The organism is Bradyrhizobium sp. LA6.8 (assembly GCF_040547935.1).
In the GTDB taxonomy this organism is placed as follows: domain Bacteria; phylum Pseudomonadota; class Alphaproteobacteria; order Rhizobiales; family Xanthobacteraceae; genus Bradyrhizobium; species Bradyrhizobium barranii.
The window spans coordinates 400,644-415,135 of record NZ_JBEPQQ010000008.1 but is presented as its reverse complement, the minus strand read 5'-3'; the positions used below and the strand labels follow the sequence as shown (position 1 = coordinate 415,135).

The 14,492-nt window shown below is 64.4% G+C and carries 16 protein-coding genes and 1 tRNA gene; 8 read left to right on the top strand and 9 right to left on the bottom strand.

All coding sequences use genetic code 11. From position 1 onward, the window contains the following. Window positions 1–147: 147 nt before the first annotated feature. Complete coding sequence (locus ABIA90_RS33715; protein ID WP_354120772.1) at window positions 148–1,944, bottom strand: adenylate/guanylate cyclase domain-containing protein; 1,797 nt, start codon at window positions 1,942–1,944, stop codon at window positions 148–150. 214 nt (window positions 1,945–2,158) lie between these two features. On the opposite strand from ABIA90_RS33715, the gene ABIA90_RS33710 reads away from it, so the two are divergent. After that, window positions 2,159–2,791 (top strand): LysE family translocator, encoded by a 633-nt coding sequence (locus tag ABIA90_RS33710; RefSeq protein ID WP_071909427.1) that lies wholly within the window; start codon window positions 2,159–2,161, stop codon window positions 2,789–2,791. A gap of 66 nt (window positions 2,792–2,857) precedes the next feature. After that, entirely contained in the window at window positions 2,858–3,268 is a 411-nt protein-coding gene (locus ABIA90_RS33705) for a GFA family protein (RefSeq protein WP_354120773.1), read from the top strand. Window positions 3,269–3,271: 3 nt separating this feature from the next. On the opposite strand, the gene ABIA90_RS33700 is transcribed toward ABIA90_RS33705, so the two are convergent. Then, window positions 3,272–4,024, bottom strand: coding sequence for a sulfite exporter TauE/SafE family protein (locus ABIA90_RS33700; RefSeq protein WP_028148087.1), 753 nt, complete (start codon window positions 4,022–4,024; stop codon window positions 3,272–3,274). 92 nt (window positions 4,025–4,116) lie between these two features. Here ABIA90_RS33700 and ABIA90_RS33695 point away from each other — a divergent pair, with 92 nt between their 5' ends. Continuing rightward, window positions 4,117–5,007, top strand: coding sequence for a LysR substrate-binding domain-containing protein (locus ABIA90_RS33695; RefSeq protein ID WP_354120774.1), 891 nt, complete (start codon window positions 4,117–4,119; stop codon window positions 5,005–5,007). A gap of 223 nt (window positions 5,008–5,230) precedes the next feature. On the opposite strand, the gene ABIA90_RS33690 is transcribed toward ABIA90_RS33695, so the two are convergent. From ABIA90_RS33690 to ABIA90_RS33680, 3 genes are all read right to left on the bottom strand, one after another. Next, on the bottom strand, window positions 5,231–6,196 hold the full coding sequence (locus ABIA90_RS33690; RefSeq protein ID WP_354120775.1) for a Bug family tripartite tricarboxylate transporter substrate binding protein: 966 nt from the start codon (window positions 6,194–6,196) through the stop codon (window positions 5,231–5,233). Between the two features lie 33 nt (window positions 6,197–6,229). Continuing rightward, a complete protein-coding gene (gene hisN, locus ABIA90_RS33685) occupies window positions 6,230–7,012 on the bottom strand; it encodes a histidinol-phosphatase (RefSeq protein WP_014491808.1) in 783 nt (260 codons plus the stop codon). A 547-nt stretch (window positions 7,013–7,559) separates the two neighbouring features. Beyond that, window positions 7,560–8,450: an N-formylglutamate amidohydrolase gene (locus ABIA90_RS33680; protein WP_354120776.1), complete on the bottom strand. Its 891-nt coding sequence runs from the start codon at window positions 8,448–8,450 to the stop codon at window positions 7,560–7,562. Between the two features lie 329 nt (window positions 8,451–8,779). Here ABIA90_RS33680 and cpdR point away from each other — a divergent pair, with 329 nt between their 5' ends. Together cpdR and ABIA90_RS33670 are read left to right on the top strand one after the other, a co-directional pair. Beyond that, window positions 8,780–9,139 carry a cell cycle two-component system response regulator CpdR gene (cpdR, locus tag ABIA90_RS33675; protein WP_007597092.1) on the top strand — a complete coding sequence of 120 codons (360 nt, stop codon included), beginning with the start codon at window positions 8,780–8,782 and terminating at the stop codon, window positions 9,137–9,139. Window positions 9,140–9,212: 73 nt separating this feature from the next. Then, a tRNA-Val gene (locus ABIA90_RS33670) sits at window positions 9,213–9,287 on the top strand. A 201-nt stretch (window positions 9,288–9,488) separates the two neighbouring features. Here the strand turns inward: ABIA90_RS33670 and ABIA90_RS33665 are convergent. Beyond that, the gene (locus ABIA90_RS33665; RefSeq protein ID WP_354120777.1) at window positions 9,489–10,013 is read right to left on the bottom strand and encodes a Cif family virulence factor; all 525 of its coding nucleotides are present in this window, start codon (window positions 10,011–10,013) and stop codon (window positions 9,489–9,491) included. Window positions 10,014–10,172: 159 nt separating this feature from the next. Beyond that, a complete protein-coding gene (locus tag ABIA90_RS33660) occupies window positions 10,173–11,471 on the bottom strand; it encodes a heme-binding protein (RefSeq protein ID WP_354120778.1) in 1,299 nt (432 codons plus the stop codon). Between the two features lie 491 nt (window positions 11,472–11,962). On the opposite strand from ABIA90_RS33660, the gene ABIA90_RS33655 reads away from it, so the two are divergent. Continuing rightward, entirely contained in the window at window positions 11,963–12,436 is a 474-nt protein-coding gene (locus tag ABIA90_RS33655; protein WP_354120779.1) for an L-2-amino-thiazoline-4-carboxylic acid hydrolase, read from the top strand. An 11-nt stretch (window positions 12,437–12,447) separates the two neighbouring features. Then, window positions 12,448–12,693 carry a hypothetical protein gene (locus ABIA90_RS33650; protein ID WP_071909433.1) on the top strand — a complete coding sequence of 82 codons (246 nt, stop codon included), beginning with the start codon at window positions 12,448–12,450 and terminating at the stop codon, window positions 12,691–12,693. 126 nt (window positions 12,694–12,819) lie between these two features. Here the strand turns inward: ABIA90_RS33650 and ABIA90_RS33645 are convergent, their stop codons facing one another. Next, window positions 12,820–13,299: a tautomerase family protein gene (locus ABIA90_RS33645; protein WP_071909434.1), complete on the bottom strand. Its 480-nt coding sequence runs from the start codon at window positions 13,297–13,299 to the stop codon at window positions 12,820–12,822. A gap of 344 nt (window positions 13,300–13,643) precedes the next feature. Between ABIA90_RS33645 and ABIA90_RS33640 the strand changes: the two genes are divergently transcribed. Beyond that, window positions 13,644–13,886: a hypothetical protein gene (locus tag ABIA90_RS33640; RefSeq protein ID WP_354120780.1), complete on the top strand. Its 243-nt coding sequence runs from the start codon at window positions 13,644–13,646 to the stop codon at window positions 13,884–13,886. 11 nt (window positions 13,887–13,897) lie between these two features. Here ABIA90_RS33640 and ABIA90_RS33635 read toward each other — a convergent pair whose 3' ends face one another. Beyond that, the gene (locus tag ABIA90_RS33635) at window positions 13,898–14,365 is read right to left on the bottom strand and encodes an NUDIX hydrolase (protein WP_354120781.1); all 468 of its coding nucleotides are present in this window, start codon (window positions 14,363–14,365) and stop codon (window positions 13,898–13,900) included. Between the last annotated feature and the right edge of the window lie 127 nt (window positions 14,366–14,492).

Genomic DNA, 14,492 nt, shown 5'->3' with positions numbered 1-14,492 from the left:
CCGATAGAGCGCGGAAAGTCCTAACAAACCGACAGCAGCTTATACTACTTCAGCGTGTAAAGAAGTGTGGCTGAATTCACGGTCGTGTCAATAAAGGCCGGCGCGAGGTTGCGAAGGGACTGGGTCGGGACCGAGAAGGCCCGCCTGTCAGGACTCGGCCGCGCGTTTGACGTCGCTTTGCACCAGGGTCAGCTTGCTGAGCGGCACGCCCGCGTTCACAAGCCCCTCGCGGTAATGGGCAAGGTCCTCGGGCCGCTTCCAGTGGAAATTGCGCAAGTGACGATCGACATTCAGCGTCGGGTAGTTGCGCATCAGCACGCCGACGGCCTCGCCCGCTTCATCGTCCCGGCCCAACTGTGCCAGCGCCGCGGCACGGATCGCCAGCGCCTGCATGTGGTTCGGGTTGATGTAGAGCTGCTCGCGGGCCCAGGACAGGGTCGCGTCGTATTGCCCGAGCAGATAATGGCTGAAGGCGTTCAGCGCGGCCCATTGGTAGCGCGGGTCGCTGTTGTCGCGCTGCGCGGCCATCGAGAACAGCTCGATCGCCTCGCGGTGCTCGCCGATGACGAAATGGCAGATGCCGAGCACGCCGCGTGCGCCGTTGTCGTAGGGGTTGAGCGCGACCGCGCGCTTGGCGGCGTCCATCGCGGCCTCGTAATGCGCCTCCATGGCATGCGCCCAGGACAGGATCGAGAAGGCGAAGGAGGAGCGCGGGTCGAGCCGGACGCTGGTCTCGGCGAGGGCCATCGCCTCGGCCCACATCTCGCGTGTGCCCTTGACCCACCCGAACTGGATGCTCTGGATCTGGATCGTGGCGAGATAGGCGTGCGCGATCGACAGTTTGGGGTCGAGGCTGATGGCTTCGCGGAACAGGTCGACGGCGGTGGCCAGGTCCTCCTTGGTCTGCCGGTAGTAGTGCGACAGCCCCTTGAGGAAGCGGTCCCAGGCGGTCACGTCGGTGGAGAGCCGCGCTGGCGCCGAGGCCTCCGCCCGGACGATCTCGGTGGCGATGGCGGCGGACAGATTGGTGGTGATCTCGTCCTGCATCGCGAACAGTTCGCCGATGTCGCGGTCGTAGCGGCCGGTCCAGAGCTGCTCGCCGGTCTCCGGCGCGACCAGTTCGGCGGTGACGCGGATCTTGGCTCCGGCGCGCCGCACCGAGCCCTGGATCAGATAGGTGGCATCGATCTCGCGCGCGATCAGGCGGGTGCTGGTGTTCTTGCCCTTGAACGCGAAGGTCGAGTTGCGGCTCAGCACGCGATAGAAGGATTGCAGCGACAGCGCGTGGATCAGATCTTCGGTGAGGCCGTCGGAGAAATATTCGTCCTGGGCGTCGCTGAGATTGGCGAAGGGCAGCACACCGACGATCGCTGTGCGGTACTGCTGCGACAGCACCGACGCCTCCCGGAGCTCGGGCGCGAGCGCCGGCGCACCCTCGGGCATCCAGGTCCAGACCCCGATCGGGTCCTTGATGTTCTTGAAGCGATGGTTGCCGGCATCGACCAGCAGCGCGGTCAGGTGCTTGCTCGCCTCCCGGTAGGCCTTGGCCGAGATGGCGAAGCCGCCGGGGCTCGCCACCGCTTCGAGGCGGACGGCAATGTTGACGTCGTCACCGAATACCTCGTCCTCGTCGGCGATGACGTCGCCCATGTGGATGCCGAGGCGAAACTGCATGGCGCGCTCGGCAGGCAGGTGATGGTTGCGCTCCGCCATCAGCGTCTGCATCGCGATCGCGGCCTCGACGGCGCCGACGATGCTCGGGAACTCCAGCAGGAAGCCGTCGCCGGTGTTTTTGACGACGCGGCCGCCATGGTTGAGGATGATGGGATGGATCGCGCTGCGATGGGCCTTAAAGGCGGCATGGGTGCCGGCCTCGTCGCTGCCCATCATGCGCGAATAGCCGGCGACATCGGCGCAGACGATGGCGGCCAGACGTCTTTCCATAGTCCGGAGCTCCAAGGGATCGATGACCGGCCCCCGCGTGGCAGTCGCCTCGAATCCCGCATTTCCAAGAACCCTGCCTTTATAGAGCAGATAAGGCCGAGCGAAAGCATGATCCGCATTGCAAATTTGAGGTAAATTCTCCGCAATCCTGGCGGTGGACGGCGGCGGCCGAACCGAATAAGCCCGCCTTTCAAGGCTGACGGGGGCACCTCACATGCTGGGCATTCACGAGATCTGGCTCTTCATCCTGTCGGGCATATTGCTCAACATCACGCCCGGCCCGGACTCGGTCTACGTGATCGGCCGCAGCATGCAGATGGGCTGGCGGGGCGGCGCCGCGGCCGCGCTCGGCATCAGTTTCGGCTGCTTTTTCCACGTCGCGGGCGCGGCAATCGGCCTTTCGGCGCTGCTGATGGCCTCATCGACCGCCTTCTCGATCCTGAAGCTGGTCGGCGCGGCCTATCTCGTCGTGACAGGACTTCAGATGCTGTGGTCGCGCCCGGCGCTGGCCGCAGCCATCGACGAGCCGGAGCGGAGCCCGCTGCGGCGGGTCTTCCTCCAGGGCGTCTTCACCAACGCGCTCAATCCCAAGGTCGCGCTGTTCTTCCTGGCCTTCCTGCCGCAATTCGTCGCAGCCGATTCCCCGCACAAGCCGCTCGCCTTCCTGACGCTCGGCCTGATCTTCATCTTTACGGGAACGTTGTGGTGCCTCGTGCTGGCGGCGTTCGCGGCAAGGGCGGCCCACCGGCTGCGCAAGTCTGAGGGCGCGATCGCCTGGGTGAACCGCGCGCTCGGCGGCCTCTTCATCTATCTCGGCATCCGCGTCGCCATGCTGGAGACGCGGTAACTCATTCGAACGGATGACTGGTCCGGCATGCAGTCGGCCCGATAGAGGCCGCGCGGGGAGGTTTCGATGGTTCGTGGAAGCTGCCTATGCGGCGCCGTGCGTTTCGAGATCGATCAGGTGCGTGCGCTCACGCATTGTCACTGCGCCAATTGCCGCAAGCTGACCGGTGCCGCCTTCGCCACCTACGCCCATGTCGATGCCGACAAGTTTCGCTTCGTTGCCGGCGAGGACATGATGGTGGCTTACGAATCCGCACCGGGGAGCTTCCGCCATCGCTGCAAGACCTGCGGCTGCCTGACGCCGGGCAAGGCGAGTTATCTGCCGACCGTCAGCATTCCCGCCGGCCTGCTCGATGACGATCCCGATGTCAGGCCCCGCCTCCACGTCTTCACCTCGTCGCGCGCACCGTGGTGGACGATCCAGGACGATCTGCCCCAGCACGAAAAATGGGTGCCGGGATACGAACCCAAATCGTAGGCCTCAGGCGAACTCCTTCAGCAGCGCGCTGCCCGCGAGATAAACGCCGAGCAGGATCATCGCGATCAGGAACCAGCGGCGAAACGCTTCCGCCGGCATCCGCGCCCGCACCGACTGGCCGACGAACATGCCGGCAAAGGCCATGGCCATGCCCACGGCGCCCGGCACGGCATTCGCCGGCGTCAGCAAACCGCCGGCGGTGAGGTTGAAGGCGAGCGCCAGCGTCGCCGTTGTGAAGAACACGCCGAGCGCCTGCACCAGTTCGTCCTTCTCCATGCCGATCGCCTGCATGAACGGCATCGAGGGGATCACCTGCACGCCTGTCGAGGCCGAGATCACGCCGGTGATCACGCCGACCACGCCGCCGACCCATTTCTCGTTCTGCGGCGCGACGTGGAACTTGAATTTGCTGAGCCCGATGATCGCGTAGATCACGAGCAGGATTCCGAGCACGATCGTGCCGTAACGGGCATGCGGGCCGGTCAGCGCGCCGGCATTGAGCCAGCATCCGATCACGGTGCCGATCATCAGCGGCCACAGCCGCCTCAGGATGTCGCGCAGATAGGGGCCGGCGAAGGTCTGCCAGATATTGGTGACGATGGCGGGCACGATCACGATGGCGATCGCGCGGCTCGGCGCCATGTTCACCGCGAGCAGGCCCATGGACACGGTCGGCAGGCCGAGCCCGACCACGCCCTTGACGAATCCGGCGATCAGGAAGACGGCGGCGATGAGGATGAGGAGCGGGTCAATCATATCTTGCACATTGACCGAAGCCGCGCGCGGGCACAATCTGGAGGTTACGGAGACAGCCTTCGTTCCTGGCGGAGGCTGAGGAGAATCCAGCCATGCGCTTCGACCTCGTCGACCTCCAGCTCTTCATCGCGGTTGCCGACCAGCGCAGCATTACGCGCGGCGCCGAGCGATCGAATCTCGCCTTGGCCTCTGCCAGCGCGCGCATAAAAGGGCTCGAGGACGCGCTCGGCGTCGCGCTGCTCAAGCGCGGGCGGCGCGGTGTCGAGCTGACTGCGGCGGGCGAGAGCCTGCTCGATCATGCACGGGTCGTGATGCACCAGGTCGACGCCATGCGCGGCGATCTCGCCGGCTTTGCCAGCGGCGTGCGCGCGAGCGTGCATTTTCTTGTCAACACCTCGGGGCTGTCGGAACATCTGCCGAAGGCGCTGGCGGGCTTCCTGCGCGAGCATCGCGACGTCGCCATCGACATCGAGGAGCGCGAGAGCACCGATATCGCGGCAGCGATCACCGCGGGGGCGGCCGATCTCGGCTTCGCTGCCGAGCACGCGCTGCCCGACCATATCGAGCGCTTCGTCTTCAGCGAGGACCACCTGACATTGGTGACGTCGCGGCGCGGCCCGTTCGCGGGCCGTCGTCAGATCGATTTTCAGGAGACGGGGGATTGCGAGTTCGTCGGGCTCACGAGCGCCACTGCGCTCCAGATGCACATTTCGAAGCACGCCGCCCGGCTCGGCATGCGTCCGCATTACCGTGCGCGTCTGCGCGATTTCGACGCGATCTGTCAGATGGTCGCCGCTGACGTCGGCATCGCCCTGGTGCCGATATCCGCCGCCCGCCGCTGCGCCAAGCTGATGCCGCTGGCCATGGTCCGCCTGCGTGATGCCTTCGCCAACCGCAAGCTCGTGATCTGCGCCCGCAGCTTCAAGGCGCTGCCAACGCCGGCCAAGATGCTGGTGGAGCATTTAAGGGCAGAGGCGGCGTGAGGGCGGCTTTTTGATGTGAGCCTACGCTGCGGCGGTGCGCACAACTGCGCTCCCTCCCCCCTTGCGGGGGAGGGAGGGGGAGAGGGGTACCCAGAAAAAGGTGTCTCTGTCGCGAAGAAGAGAGATCGATGGAGTCCCCGTGTGGACCCCTCTCCCTGGCCCTCCCCCGCAAGGGGGGAGGGAACGCACCTGTCGCGTTGTGAGGCCGTTCGCCTACCGCGCGCTACTTCGCCGTCTCGACGCCGGCGTCCTTGATCACCTTCGCCCACTTCGCGGTCTCGTCCGCGATGAAGCTGCGAAAATGCTCCGGCTCGTCGCCGATCAGGGTCGCGCCTTGGGCGGCGAGCTTTTCCTTTACGGCCGGATCCGCCATGGCCTTCGTCGCCAGGCCATGCAGCGCGGTGACGATCTCCTTCGGCGTGCCCTTCGGCGCCACCATGCCGTACCAGTTCTCGATGCGAAGATCAGCAAAGCCCGCTTCCGCGGTGGTCGGCACGTCGGGCGCGGTCGCGGAGCGCTCGGCCGAGCCGACCGCGATGGGCTTCAACGCGCCCGCCTTGACCTGCGGCAGCAGCACGGGGAGATCCAGGAACGTCATCTGCACCTGCTGCCCCAGGAGATCGTTAACTGCGGGAGCAGCGCCACGATAGGGCACGTGGACGATGTCGATCTTGGCCGTCAGCTTGAACAATTCGCCGGCGAGGTGCGGCAGGCTGCCGGGGCCGGAGGAGGCGAAATTGAGCTTTCCGGGCTGCGCCTCGGCGAGCGCGATCAGCTCGCCGATGTCCTTTGCGGGCACGTTGGTGGCGACGACAAGCATTTCCGGCACGGTCGCAACCAGCGTCACCGGCGTGAGGTCGCTCGCGGTGTCGTAGGCGACCCGCTCCATGCTCGGGCTGATTGCGAGCGCGCCGGCCGAGGAGATGGCGATGGTGTAGCCGTCGGGCGCGGCCTTGGAGACCGCATCGGTGCCGAGCACGCCGCCCTGGCCGCCGCGGTTGTCGATCAGCACCGGCTGCCCTGATAGCTCCGACATGCGCTGGCCGATCACGCGAGCAATGATGTCGTTGGGCCCGCCGGCCGGAAACGGCACGATCAGCTTGATCGGTTTTGCGGGGAAATTCTGCGCGGAGGCGAGGGCGGGAAACAGGAGCAGGAATGCGAGGAGGAGCTTAGGCCAGTTGTTCATGCAGGCTCTTTTCATGCACGCTCCTTGGGGCGTTTATCCGTTGAGCAGTTTCAGTGCTTCTTCGTGAACTCTAGCGTCGCCGGCCGCGATGATGCGGCCGCCGCCCTGGGCCGGCTTGCCTTCCCAGGTGGTGACGACGCCGCCGGCGCCGGTCACGATCGGGATCAGGGCTGCGATGTCGTAAGGCTTCAGCTCGGTCTCGACCACGAGATCGACGTGACCAGCCGCCAGCATGCAATAGGAGTAGCAGTCACCGCCATAGCGCGACAGCCGCGCGCCCTGTTCGATGCGGCTGAAGATGGCGCGGTCTCGTTCGTTCATCAGCAGCGGGCTGGTGGTATAGCTCGTCGCTTCCGACAGCGAGGCGCAGCGGCGGACCTGGAGCCGGCGCTCGCCGGACGGGCCTTTATAGGTGGCCGAGCCGTTGTCGCCGGAGAAGCGCTCGCCGATGAAGGGCTGGTGCATCATGCCGTACACCGGCGCGCCCTTGTGCAGCAGCGCGATCAGCGTGCCCCAGATCGGAAAGCCGCCGATGAAGGATTTCGTGCCGTCGATGGGGTCGAGCACCCAGACATAATCGGCGTCCTCGCGCTCATTGCCGAATTCCTCGCCGACGATGCCGTGCTGGGGGAAGCTCGCCTTGATCAGCCGGCGCATCACCGCCTCCGCGGCGCGGTCGGCCTCCGTCACGGGGTCGAAATCCTTGGTCTTGCTCTTGTCGTCGATCGACAGCGAGGTGCGGAAGAACGGCAGGATGGTTTCGCCGGAGGCGGTGGCGAGCCGTCCGATGAAGGCTGAGAAGTCGATCACCGTCACGGCGCATCCTCAAAACGAAAGTCGGGTGAAGCTCGCTCCTGCCTAGCTCAATTCGCTTCTCGCGTGCAGCGCTGAGTTGGTTTGCTCCCTGGTATTTTGGATGCCGCAACCGGCTGCCCCATCCCAGTCATATGCTGGCCAAATATCGATCATAGAGTTGAAAACTTAGTTCCGAGTATGCCTCGTTCGTATGCAAACGGTTATCAACCCATTGAATTTCCTTATCAAAGAAACTGAATCTGGGTTTCGCTATAAGCAATTGAGCCATGTGCATATTGCATGGGAAACGGCTCAAAAGCCCTTGCACTTTGTGCGTCGCGGCCGCATATTGTTGCGGTGCGGTAGCGCTCTGCGTTACCGCTGCCCTCCTTGGGCGTTTCCTCCCTAGACTTGGGCCGCTTCTTCATCAGAAGCGGCCCTTTTTTCTTTGAGCCTCGATCTTCACTTCGAGCGCGCGAAAACGCGAAGCGAAGATTCGGCGCACGATACGCTGGCAGCTTGATCTGATGTTTGATCGGCGACGCGATCGCGCGGCGACGGCTCGCGTCTATTCCGCCGCGGCCTGGAACGGGCCGAGATCGCCGAACGGGATCGTCGTCGCCAGCACGTCGGCGAGCACGCCGAAGTCGCTTGCCACTTGCGCAAAGCGCGGACTGCGCTCGCGCCGCCGCTCGTCCATGTAGATCGCGCGGTTGAGCTCGAGCTGCACCGCGTGCAGGCCGCTTGCGGGGTTGCCGTAATGCTCGGTGATGAAGCCGCCGGCATAGGGCTTGTTGCGGCCGATCGAATAGCCGAGCCCGCCCATGGTCTCCTCGACCCTGTCCGGAAGCAGCGGCGTGCAGCTCGTGCCGTAGCGGTCGCCGATCACGATGTCGGGCCGCCGCGGCTCGTCCCTGCTGACGCCGACCGAGGGCATCGAGTGGCAATCGACCAGCACCACGGTGCCGAACATCTGGTGCACCTTGTTGATCAGCCGGCGCAGCGCGCGATGATAGGGCTTGTAGAGCGTCTCGATCCGCGCCAGCGCATCGTCGACCAGGATGCGTTCGCGGTAGATCTCCTGGCCGTCGCCGACCACGCGCGGGATGGTGCCTAACCCGCCGGCGACCCGCATCGAGCGGGTATTGGCAAAGCTCGGCAGCCGTCCGGTGAACATGCGGGGATCGAGCTCATAGGGCTCGCGATTGACGTCGACATAGGAGCGGGGAAAGTTGACCCGCACGGTCGGAAAGCCGCGCTCGCTCAAATGGCCGATCAGCTCGTCCATGAAGGAATCTTCGGACCGCCGCAGCGTCGTCAGGTCGATCCTGGAGGCGCCGAGGAATTCGTCCGGATAGGTCGAGCCGGAATGGGGCGAGTTGAAGATGACAGGCGCGCGCCATTGCGCGGGCTCCACGATCTCGAAGGCGGGCGACACGTCGCCGTCAAACCGGGTCATCTTCTCAGGCTTCGTCCCTTCGCGCCGCGGGATCCGGGTCTCGGATCGAATTGATTCGGCCGGTGGAGCGGCTCTTATGTGTCGTCATTGTCTGGAATCGCAACCATTCTGCCAAGCGAAAAGATGTGATTGGCGCTGGAACATGTCTTAACCGTGTGGGCAGGGAAGCGGGGATGCGCCGGCGCGGCTCGATTGATTCGTTCCGCATTCGGGTTCACAAGGGACCGGCAGCGCAGCCAGCCCAGGGTAAAGATTTTCACCCCAAATTTACCCTCTGTCGGGCTTAGTAACCTCTGCTGATATCCTCTGGGGATTTGACGTTTCCTGCCATGCCCAAAATCCTGCTCGCCGAAGACGACAACGACATGCGCCGTTTCCTGGTCAAGGCGCTGGAAAACGCTGGTTTTCAGGTCTCGTCCCATGACAACGGCATGGCCGCCTATCAGCGGCTCCGGGAAGAGCCGTTCGAGATGCTGCTGACCGACATCGTGATGCCGGAGATGGACGGCATCGAGCTCGCCCGCCGGGCCTCGGAACTCGACCCCGACATCAAGATCATGTTCATCACCGGCTTCGCCGCGGTCGCCCTGAACTCGGATTCGGACGCCCCCAAGAACGCCAAGGTGCTGTCCAAGCCGGTGCATCTGCGCGAATTGGTCAGCGAAGTGAACAAGATGCTGGCGGCCTAAATCGGCCCCCTTCGGTCCTTGCACCGGCTCCCCTGAGCCGTTATAGGGACCCGACCCGATCTAGAGACATCTAGGGCGCGTAGCTCAGCGGGAGAGCACTACCTTGACATGGTAGGGGTCACAGGTTCGATCCCTGTCGCGCCCACCATCCTTCGCTCGCGATAGCCGAGAGAAGGATGCGACGCCGCAGCCCAAAGGGCGCAGGCGGGCTGCCGCCGCGAGCTTCGGCCAGGCAAGCCCAAACAATCCGCGATTGCGAAGCGTGCGTGTAGCCCGGATGGAGCGAAGCGCAATCCGGGATTTGCCCCGGTGCTGCAGCGAGCCACGCCCTGACCATTCCCGATCGCAGCTATTTCAGTTCCGTATTCGCGACCGGCAGGACGGAGGCGACGGACCAGCCGTTCGCATCCCGCACGTAGGTCTGGCTGATCAGAAACGTATTCTGTTGGGCTGGCTTGCCGGGAAGGCCACGCGTGAAGACGATGGGAACGAGGACCTGCATGACCTCGTTCGAGATCACGGCGACGTGGAATTTCGACATGTCGGGTTCGAGGTGCCAGGTGCCCTCGTAGTAGCCCTTGAAACGGTCCGCGACCGCATCACGGCCTCTGGTTTCGATACCTCTCGCAAACAACAGCGTGCCGGGCGAATTCCACAGCATGGCTTTCACTTCGTCCGCGTTGTGCGCATTCTGCGCGGCAATGAACTTCTCGAAGATGGTTCGCGCCTCGGCATCATCTGCCGCGGCCAGCGCCGGCCCGGACGACCAGGCGGTCGCCGCGAGAAACAGCGCTGCGGCAATTGCCGCAACATGACCGCGCCGTGCAAATCGTCGTAGCCTGATGGAGCCGCGGGACATCTTGGAAGGGGGCATGATCATCTCTCTTTTGGATGACAGTGATCATACCATAGATCGCCGCGCCGGCTTTTCAGGACCGCGCGAGCGGCGGTCACCGTCGCATCACGGATGCGTTGGTTCACGCCACGTCCGATGCCGCGGACGTGGCGCATCGTCGTCACACCGCCATTCGCCTCACGTCAGCGGCAACAGATGATCCGGGATCGGCACGGGTGCTGCCGGCACCAGCGATGCGACCGAGACGTGCGGCCAGGTCAGCCCGGCGAAATCCAGCATGACCTTCTGTGAATACTGGATCTGCGTCGTCGCCACCCTGACGTGGCCGCCCTTGAAGCCCTTGTTGGGCACGAACGGGATCGCGGCGACGAAGCTCGGAACCAGCGGCACGTTGCTCCTCTGGCGCGGTTGCAGGATCACCGGCGGCGTTCCGGGCGGCAGGGCCGGCACGTCGATGTCGTAAACCACCGTCTCGATCCAGAACACCGCGTCCATCTGGAAGGCGTTGGCGTTGGCGCTCCCGCCGCCTGGCGGCGGATTGGGCTGCCCCTCGAGGAATGCGATGTTCACGGTGCCGCCCGCGAAGTTCGGCGCGGTGGGATGAGGTCCGGGCGAGGGAATGGCCGGCAACGGTCCGTCGGACAGCGGTGTGCCGGGCTTCGTCGAGGTCTCGATGACGATGGTCTGCGTGATGGTCTGATGCGCGATCTGATTGCGCAGCACCGTGTTTGGGTCAGTGATCATGGCCTGGGTCAGCCTGCCGGAGGCGATCAGCGCGGTCAGATCCTGAGGCAGCCTGCGAGTCGTGTTGTTGGTCGCGGTCTGGTTCTGGAATGTGATCTTGCTGCCCGGATTGCCGCCGATGAACGGTGTGATGTCGATCGCCGCGATGGTTGGCTTGCCGGCGACCGGAGCCAGCGCGGTGCCTTGCGCAGTGATCGTCGTGCCGTGCGGGATCGATGCCATGCGCGCAACGGTGAACGGCTCGTTCGGATTGGTGGTGGCCGGCACCGCCAGCCAGATGCCGGGTTCGAAGTGAATGCCCACGGGCTCCTGCGTGGTGACGTCGCGGATGGTCTGCAGATAGGGCACGCCGTTCAGGAATGCGTCCCTCTGCTGGTCGGAGCCGCGATTGGGGATCGAGCCGAGGCTGGGTTCGAAAGAGAGCGTCTCGTCGGTAAGATTGAGCTCCAGCACGTTGTCGTCGGGATCGGTCGTGTTGACTGGTCCCGGCATCGGTGTCGGCGTGATCTTGCTCTCCGGCCGGAAGATCGTATTGAACCCCTGTCCGGTGAACGTGCCCTTGAAGGCCGCGAGCGGACCGAGGGGAGCCGGCAAGGTGACCGGCGGACGCGCAGCTCGGGCGGCGGCCCCCGCGGTGGGCTGCGCGGCGTCCCTGAACACCTCGTCGACCTCGTGGATGGAGAAATTCGCGGTCTTGGTGAATGCACTGGTGAGTGGTTTGGGCTCGTCCATGGTGATCCCTCGCGGTGCTGCAACTGTCGATGCCGGCATTTCCCCGGGCCGGCTGTCCGGGCAGGTGAGTCCTGCGCTATTGCGCCTCGTGATCCCGATCGCGCCTCGTGATCCCGATCGCGTCTCGTGATCTGCCCGATGCCGGGCATGACAACATCGTTCACGCGCGCTCATGCGCGCGTGCCGACTACGAACATTGATCGGCCCTACGTTGTTGGCCGGGCCGGATACTGAACGGATCTGCGTGAATCGATCGTGATTTTCAACTTGTGGTTCGGGCAAATGTGCGGTCGGGAAATAGCCGAGCCCTGCGAACTGAGTGAAGCATTGCTTCCTTCTCCGTGCTCGAAAATGAGATCATCAAAATGGAGGTCGGGCGCCTGGCCGGCTTCGGTTATGCTGGGCTATCATACAACCTTAAGATGGTCGCAAATGTGTGCCAGGTCACAGGGCCAAAGAGTCGCAGCAACGAGAGACGAGCGAGGCTGCCCATGAGCGTTTCCGTCATCGAGCAAGCAAAAATCCAGGCGCAGGTGCTGGTGCCGCTGGTCAAGGCATTGCAGGCCGAGCTCGGCGAGGCGCGCGCCAACGCGCTGGTGCGCAAGGTGCTCGGCGATCTCTATCGCGGCTTCGGTGAGGAGTTCTGGAAAACGAAGAACGAGACCGATCTCGGCAAGGCCGTGTCGTCGGCGTTCAAGACCTATGCCCGCGACGACGCGCTCGCCTATGACGTCGTCGAGCAGACGGCGGATACCTTCGCGTTCGACGTGACGCGATGCGCCTATGCCGAGTTCTACAAGGCGCTGGGCGAACCGCAGCTCGGCTTCCTCCTGGTCTGCACCGCCGATTTCGCGACCGCGGAAGGGTTTGGTCCCGACGTCAGGCTCACGCGCACGCAGACGATCATGCAGGGCGCCAGACATTGCGATTTTCGCTACCGGCGCGACGCCGGGAGATCACAGTGAAGGGAATGCAAATGATGCGGGCAAGCTGCCTTGCCATGGCTGCGCTGGCGCTGATGGCATCACGCGCCGATGCGGCGATCATCGACTGGCAGGCCGAGCTCCAGCGCTGCCGCGTACTGCGGCAGAACGTGGCGCCGCTGCTTCAGGCCGGCGAGGGAATATCCGCCGTCGGCCGCTCCAACAGATCCGTCCGTCGCTGCATCTGGATCCAGCGCATCGCGGTGCGCAAGAAGATCCCCGGCGCGGAGGTTTGGTAGCAGGCGCCCGTCAGGTGGACTGGCTCTTCTGCCGGAGCAGCAGGTCCTTCAGTCCTGTCGGATAGAGGCTCGGTCCGCCCTGCGGAGCGGCGTCTTGCGTCGATCGACAGTCCTGCGGGCGTCGCCTCAGCCGGCGGACACGCCCGGCTTGAACAGGGCTCCGACCGGCAGCTTTTCCTGGAGGTCATACGAACTCGGCCGGTTCTCCTTGACCCATCTTTTTTCGGCGTGGGATTCGAATGGCGGCGGAATTTGCCCCTGAATCGACCAAAGGTCGGCCGGTAGCTCGTCGATGGTGACCTCCCAGTCGTATCCCCGGTCCTTGACGTAGGGCGCGATCAACTTGTCGACTGCTTTCACCCACCATTCCCTGATGACGGGGCCGGGCATCGTCCTCGCCATGTGGTCGATCTTGAAGCGGACGAATTTCTCGTGCGAAGCTCCGCCGACATAGACCGAACCTGCGGCGACTTCCTCGAAGATCATCACGGCGTAGAATTTCGGGATGGGAATCCTCGCATACATTGCGGTGACCTTCTCTGCGAATTCCTTCTTGTCATGAGCCGAGTAGGCCCCGACGGGGTGATAGACTTTCCACAACGGCACTCGAGTTCTCCTTGACGTTGGCTGGTTCTTAGGGAATCCCGCGCAGCATTTGGTATGATGGTGATAATATCACTGACTGCGCCGTCGGCTCTTCAGGATCTGGCGATCCGCGGTAACCGCTAAATCACGTCTGCGTTGGCTCAGCCTTGTTGGGGCCGCCACTGCTGGGCGAGCCGGAGCTCGGCTTTTCTCCTTTGTCTGCACTTCCGACTTCGCGACTGCGGAAGGGTCCGGCCCCGACGTCAAGCTGACGCGGGCGCAGACCATCATGCAAGGCGCGCGAGCCATTGCGACTTCCGCTACCGGCGCGACGCGGGGGGATCACAGTGAAAGGAATGCGAACGATGCGGGCGACCTGTCTTGCAATAGCTGTGCTGGCGCTGATGGCGTCATGCGCGGATGCAGCGGTGATCGACTGGCAGGCCGAGCTCCAGCGCTGCCGGGCGCTGCGCGCGAACATCGCGCCGCTGCTTCAGGCCGGCGAGGGGATATCCGCCGTCGGCCGCTCCAACAGGTCCGTCCGTCGCTGCATCTGGATCCAGCGCATCGCGGTGCGCAAGAAGATCCCCGGTGCGGAGGTTTGGTAGTCAGGCGCCCGTCAGGCGGACTGGCGCTTCCGTCGGAGCAGCACATCCTTCAACCCGTTCGGATAAAGGCCCGGCCCGCCCTCGACGTCGAGCTCCGCAAGATCGAACCAGCGTGCGACGATCTCTTCGCCGTTATCCTCGCGGAAGTCGACGCGATCCTGGCCGCTGAACGCGCCGTCTGGAAGCGCGACCTCCGCGATGAACATCACCTCATGCCCGGTCGATCTCTCGTGCACAAAAATGTTCTCCATCACCAGCGGCTCGCCCGTGATGGTGATGTCCACGCCGAGTTCTTCACCAAATTCCCGCACGAGCGCAGTCCGCCAGCTCTCGCCGAACTCGATCTCGCCGCCGAGCGGGCGCACGCCCTTGATCCGCCCCGCATCGTCGCGCACCTCGGCCGCCAGCAGGCGCCCGTCCCGCCAGTGCAGGCCGAGCGCGACGACGCGGATATGAGGGTGGGGCCGCCATGTGGACATGGGGGCATCGTTATCGTGCCCGCCGCCGCTGCGCAATGCGCGGTGGCGAGGCCTTGTCGGGCTGGATCCGCACTGCCTTCGGCATGCAAATGCTTCGCAGCCTTGATCCGTGACTCGCCGCCTGCCA

What these genes read in the sequence shown, in the direction of transcription:
- ABIA90_RS33715 (WP_354120772.1), bottom strand. Translation starts at nt 1,944, where the DNA reads ATGGAAAGACGTCTGGCCGCCATCGTCTGCGCCGATGTCGCCGGCTAT.
- ABIA90_RS33710 (WP_071909427.1), top strand. Translation starts at nt 2,159, where the DNA reads ATGCTGGGCATTCACGAGATCTGGCTCTTCATCCTGTCGGGCATATTG.
- ABIA90_RS33705 (WP_354120773.1), top strand. Translation starts at nt 2,858, where the DNA reads ATGGTTCGTGGAAGCTGCCTATGCGGCGCCGTGCGTTTCGAGATCGAT.
- ABIA90_RS33700 (WP_028148087.1), bottom strand. Translation starts at nt 4,024, where the DNA reads ATGATTGACCCGCTCCTCATCCTCATCGCCGCCGTCTTCCTGATCGCC.
- ABIA90_RS33695 (WP_354120774.1), top strand. Translation starts at nt 4,117, where the DNA reads ATGCGCTTCGACCTCGTCGACCTCCAGCTCTTCATCGCGGTTGCCGAC.
- ABIA90_RS33690 (WP_354120775.1), bottom strand. Translation starts at nt 6,196, where the DNA reads ATGAACAACTGGCCTAAGCTCCTCCTCGCATTCCTGCTCCTGTTTCCC.
- ABIA90_RS33680 (WP_354120776.1), bottom strand. Translation starts at nt 8,450, where the DNA reads ATGACCCGGTTTGACGGCGACGTGTCGCCCGCCTTCGAGATCGTGGAG.
- cpdR (WP_007597092.1), top strand. Translation starts at nt 8,780, where the DNA reads ATGCCCAAAATCCTGCTCGCCGAAGACGACAACGACATGCGCCGTTTC.
- ABIA90_RS33665 (WP_354120777.1), bottom strand. Translation starts at nt 10,013, where the DNA reads ATGCCCCCTTCCAAGATGTCCCGCGGCTCCATCAGGCTACGACGATTT.
- ABIA90_RS33660 (WP_354120778.1), bottom strand. Translation starts at nt 11,471, where the DNA reads ATGGACGAGCCCAAACCACTCACCAGTGCATTCACCAAGACCGCGAAT.
- ABIA90_RS33655 (WP_354120779.1), top strand. Translation starts at nt 11,963, where the DNA reads ATGAGCGTTTCCGTCATCGAGCAAGCAAAAATCCAGGCGCAGGTGCTG.
- ABIA90_RS33650 (WP_071909433.1), top strand. Translation starts at nt 12,448, where the DNA reads ATGATGCGGGCAAGCTGCCTTGCCATGGCTGCGCTGGCGCTGATGGCA.
- ABIA90_RS33640 (WP_354120780.1), top strand. Translation starts at nt 13,644, where the DNA reads ATGCGGGCGACCTGTCTTGCAATAGCTGTGCTGGCGCTGATGGCGTCA.
- ABIA90_RS33635 (WP_354120781.1), bottom strand. Translation starts at nt 14,365, where the DNA reads ATGTCCACATGGCGGCCCCACCCTCATATCCGCGTCGTCGCGCTCGGC.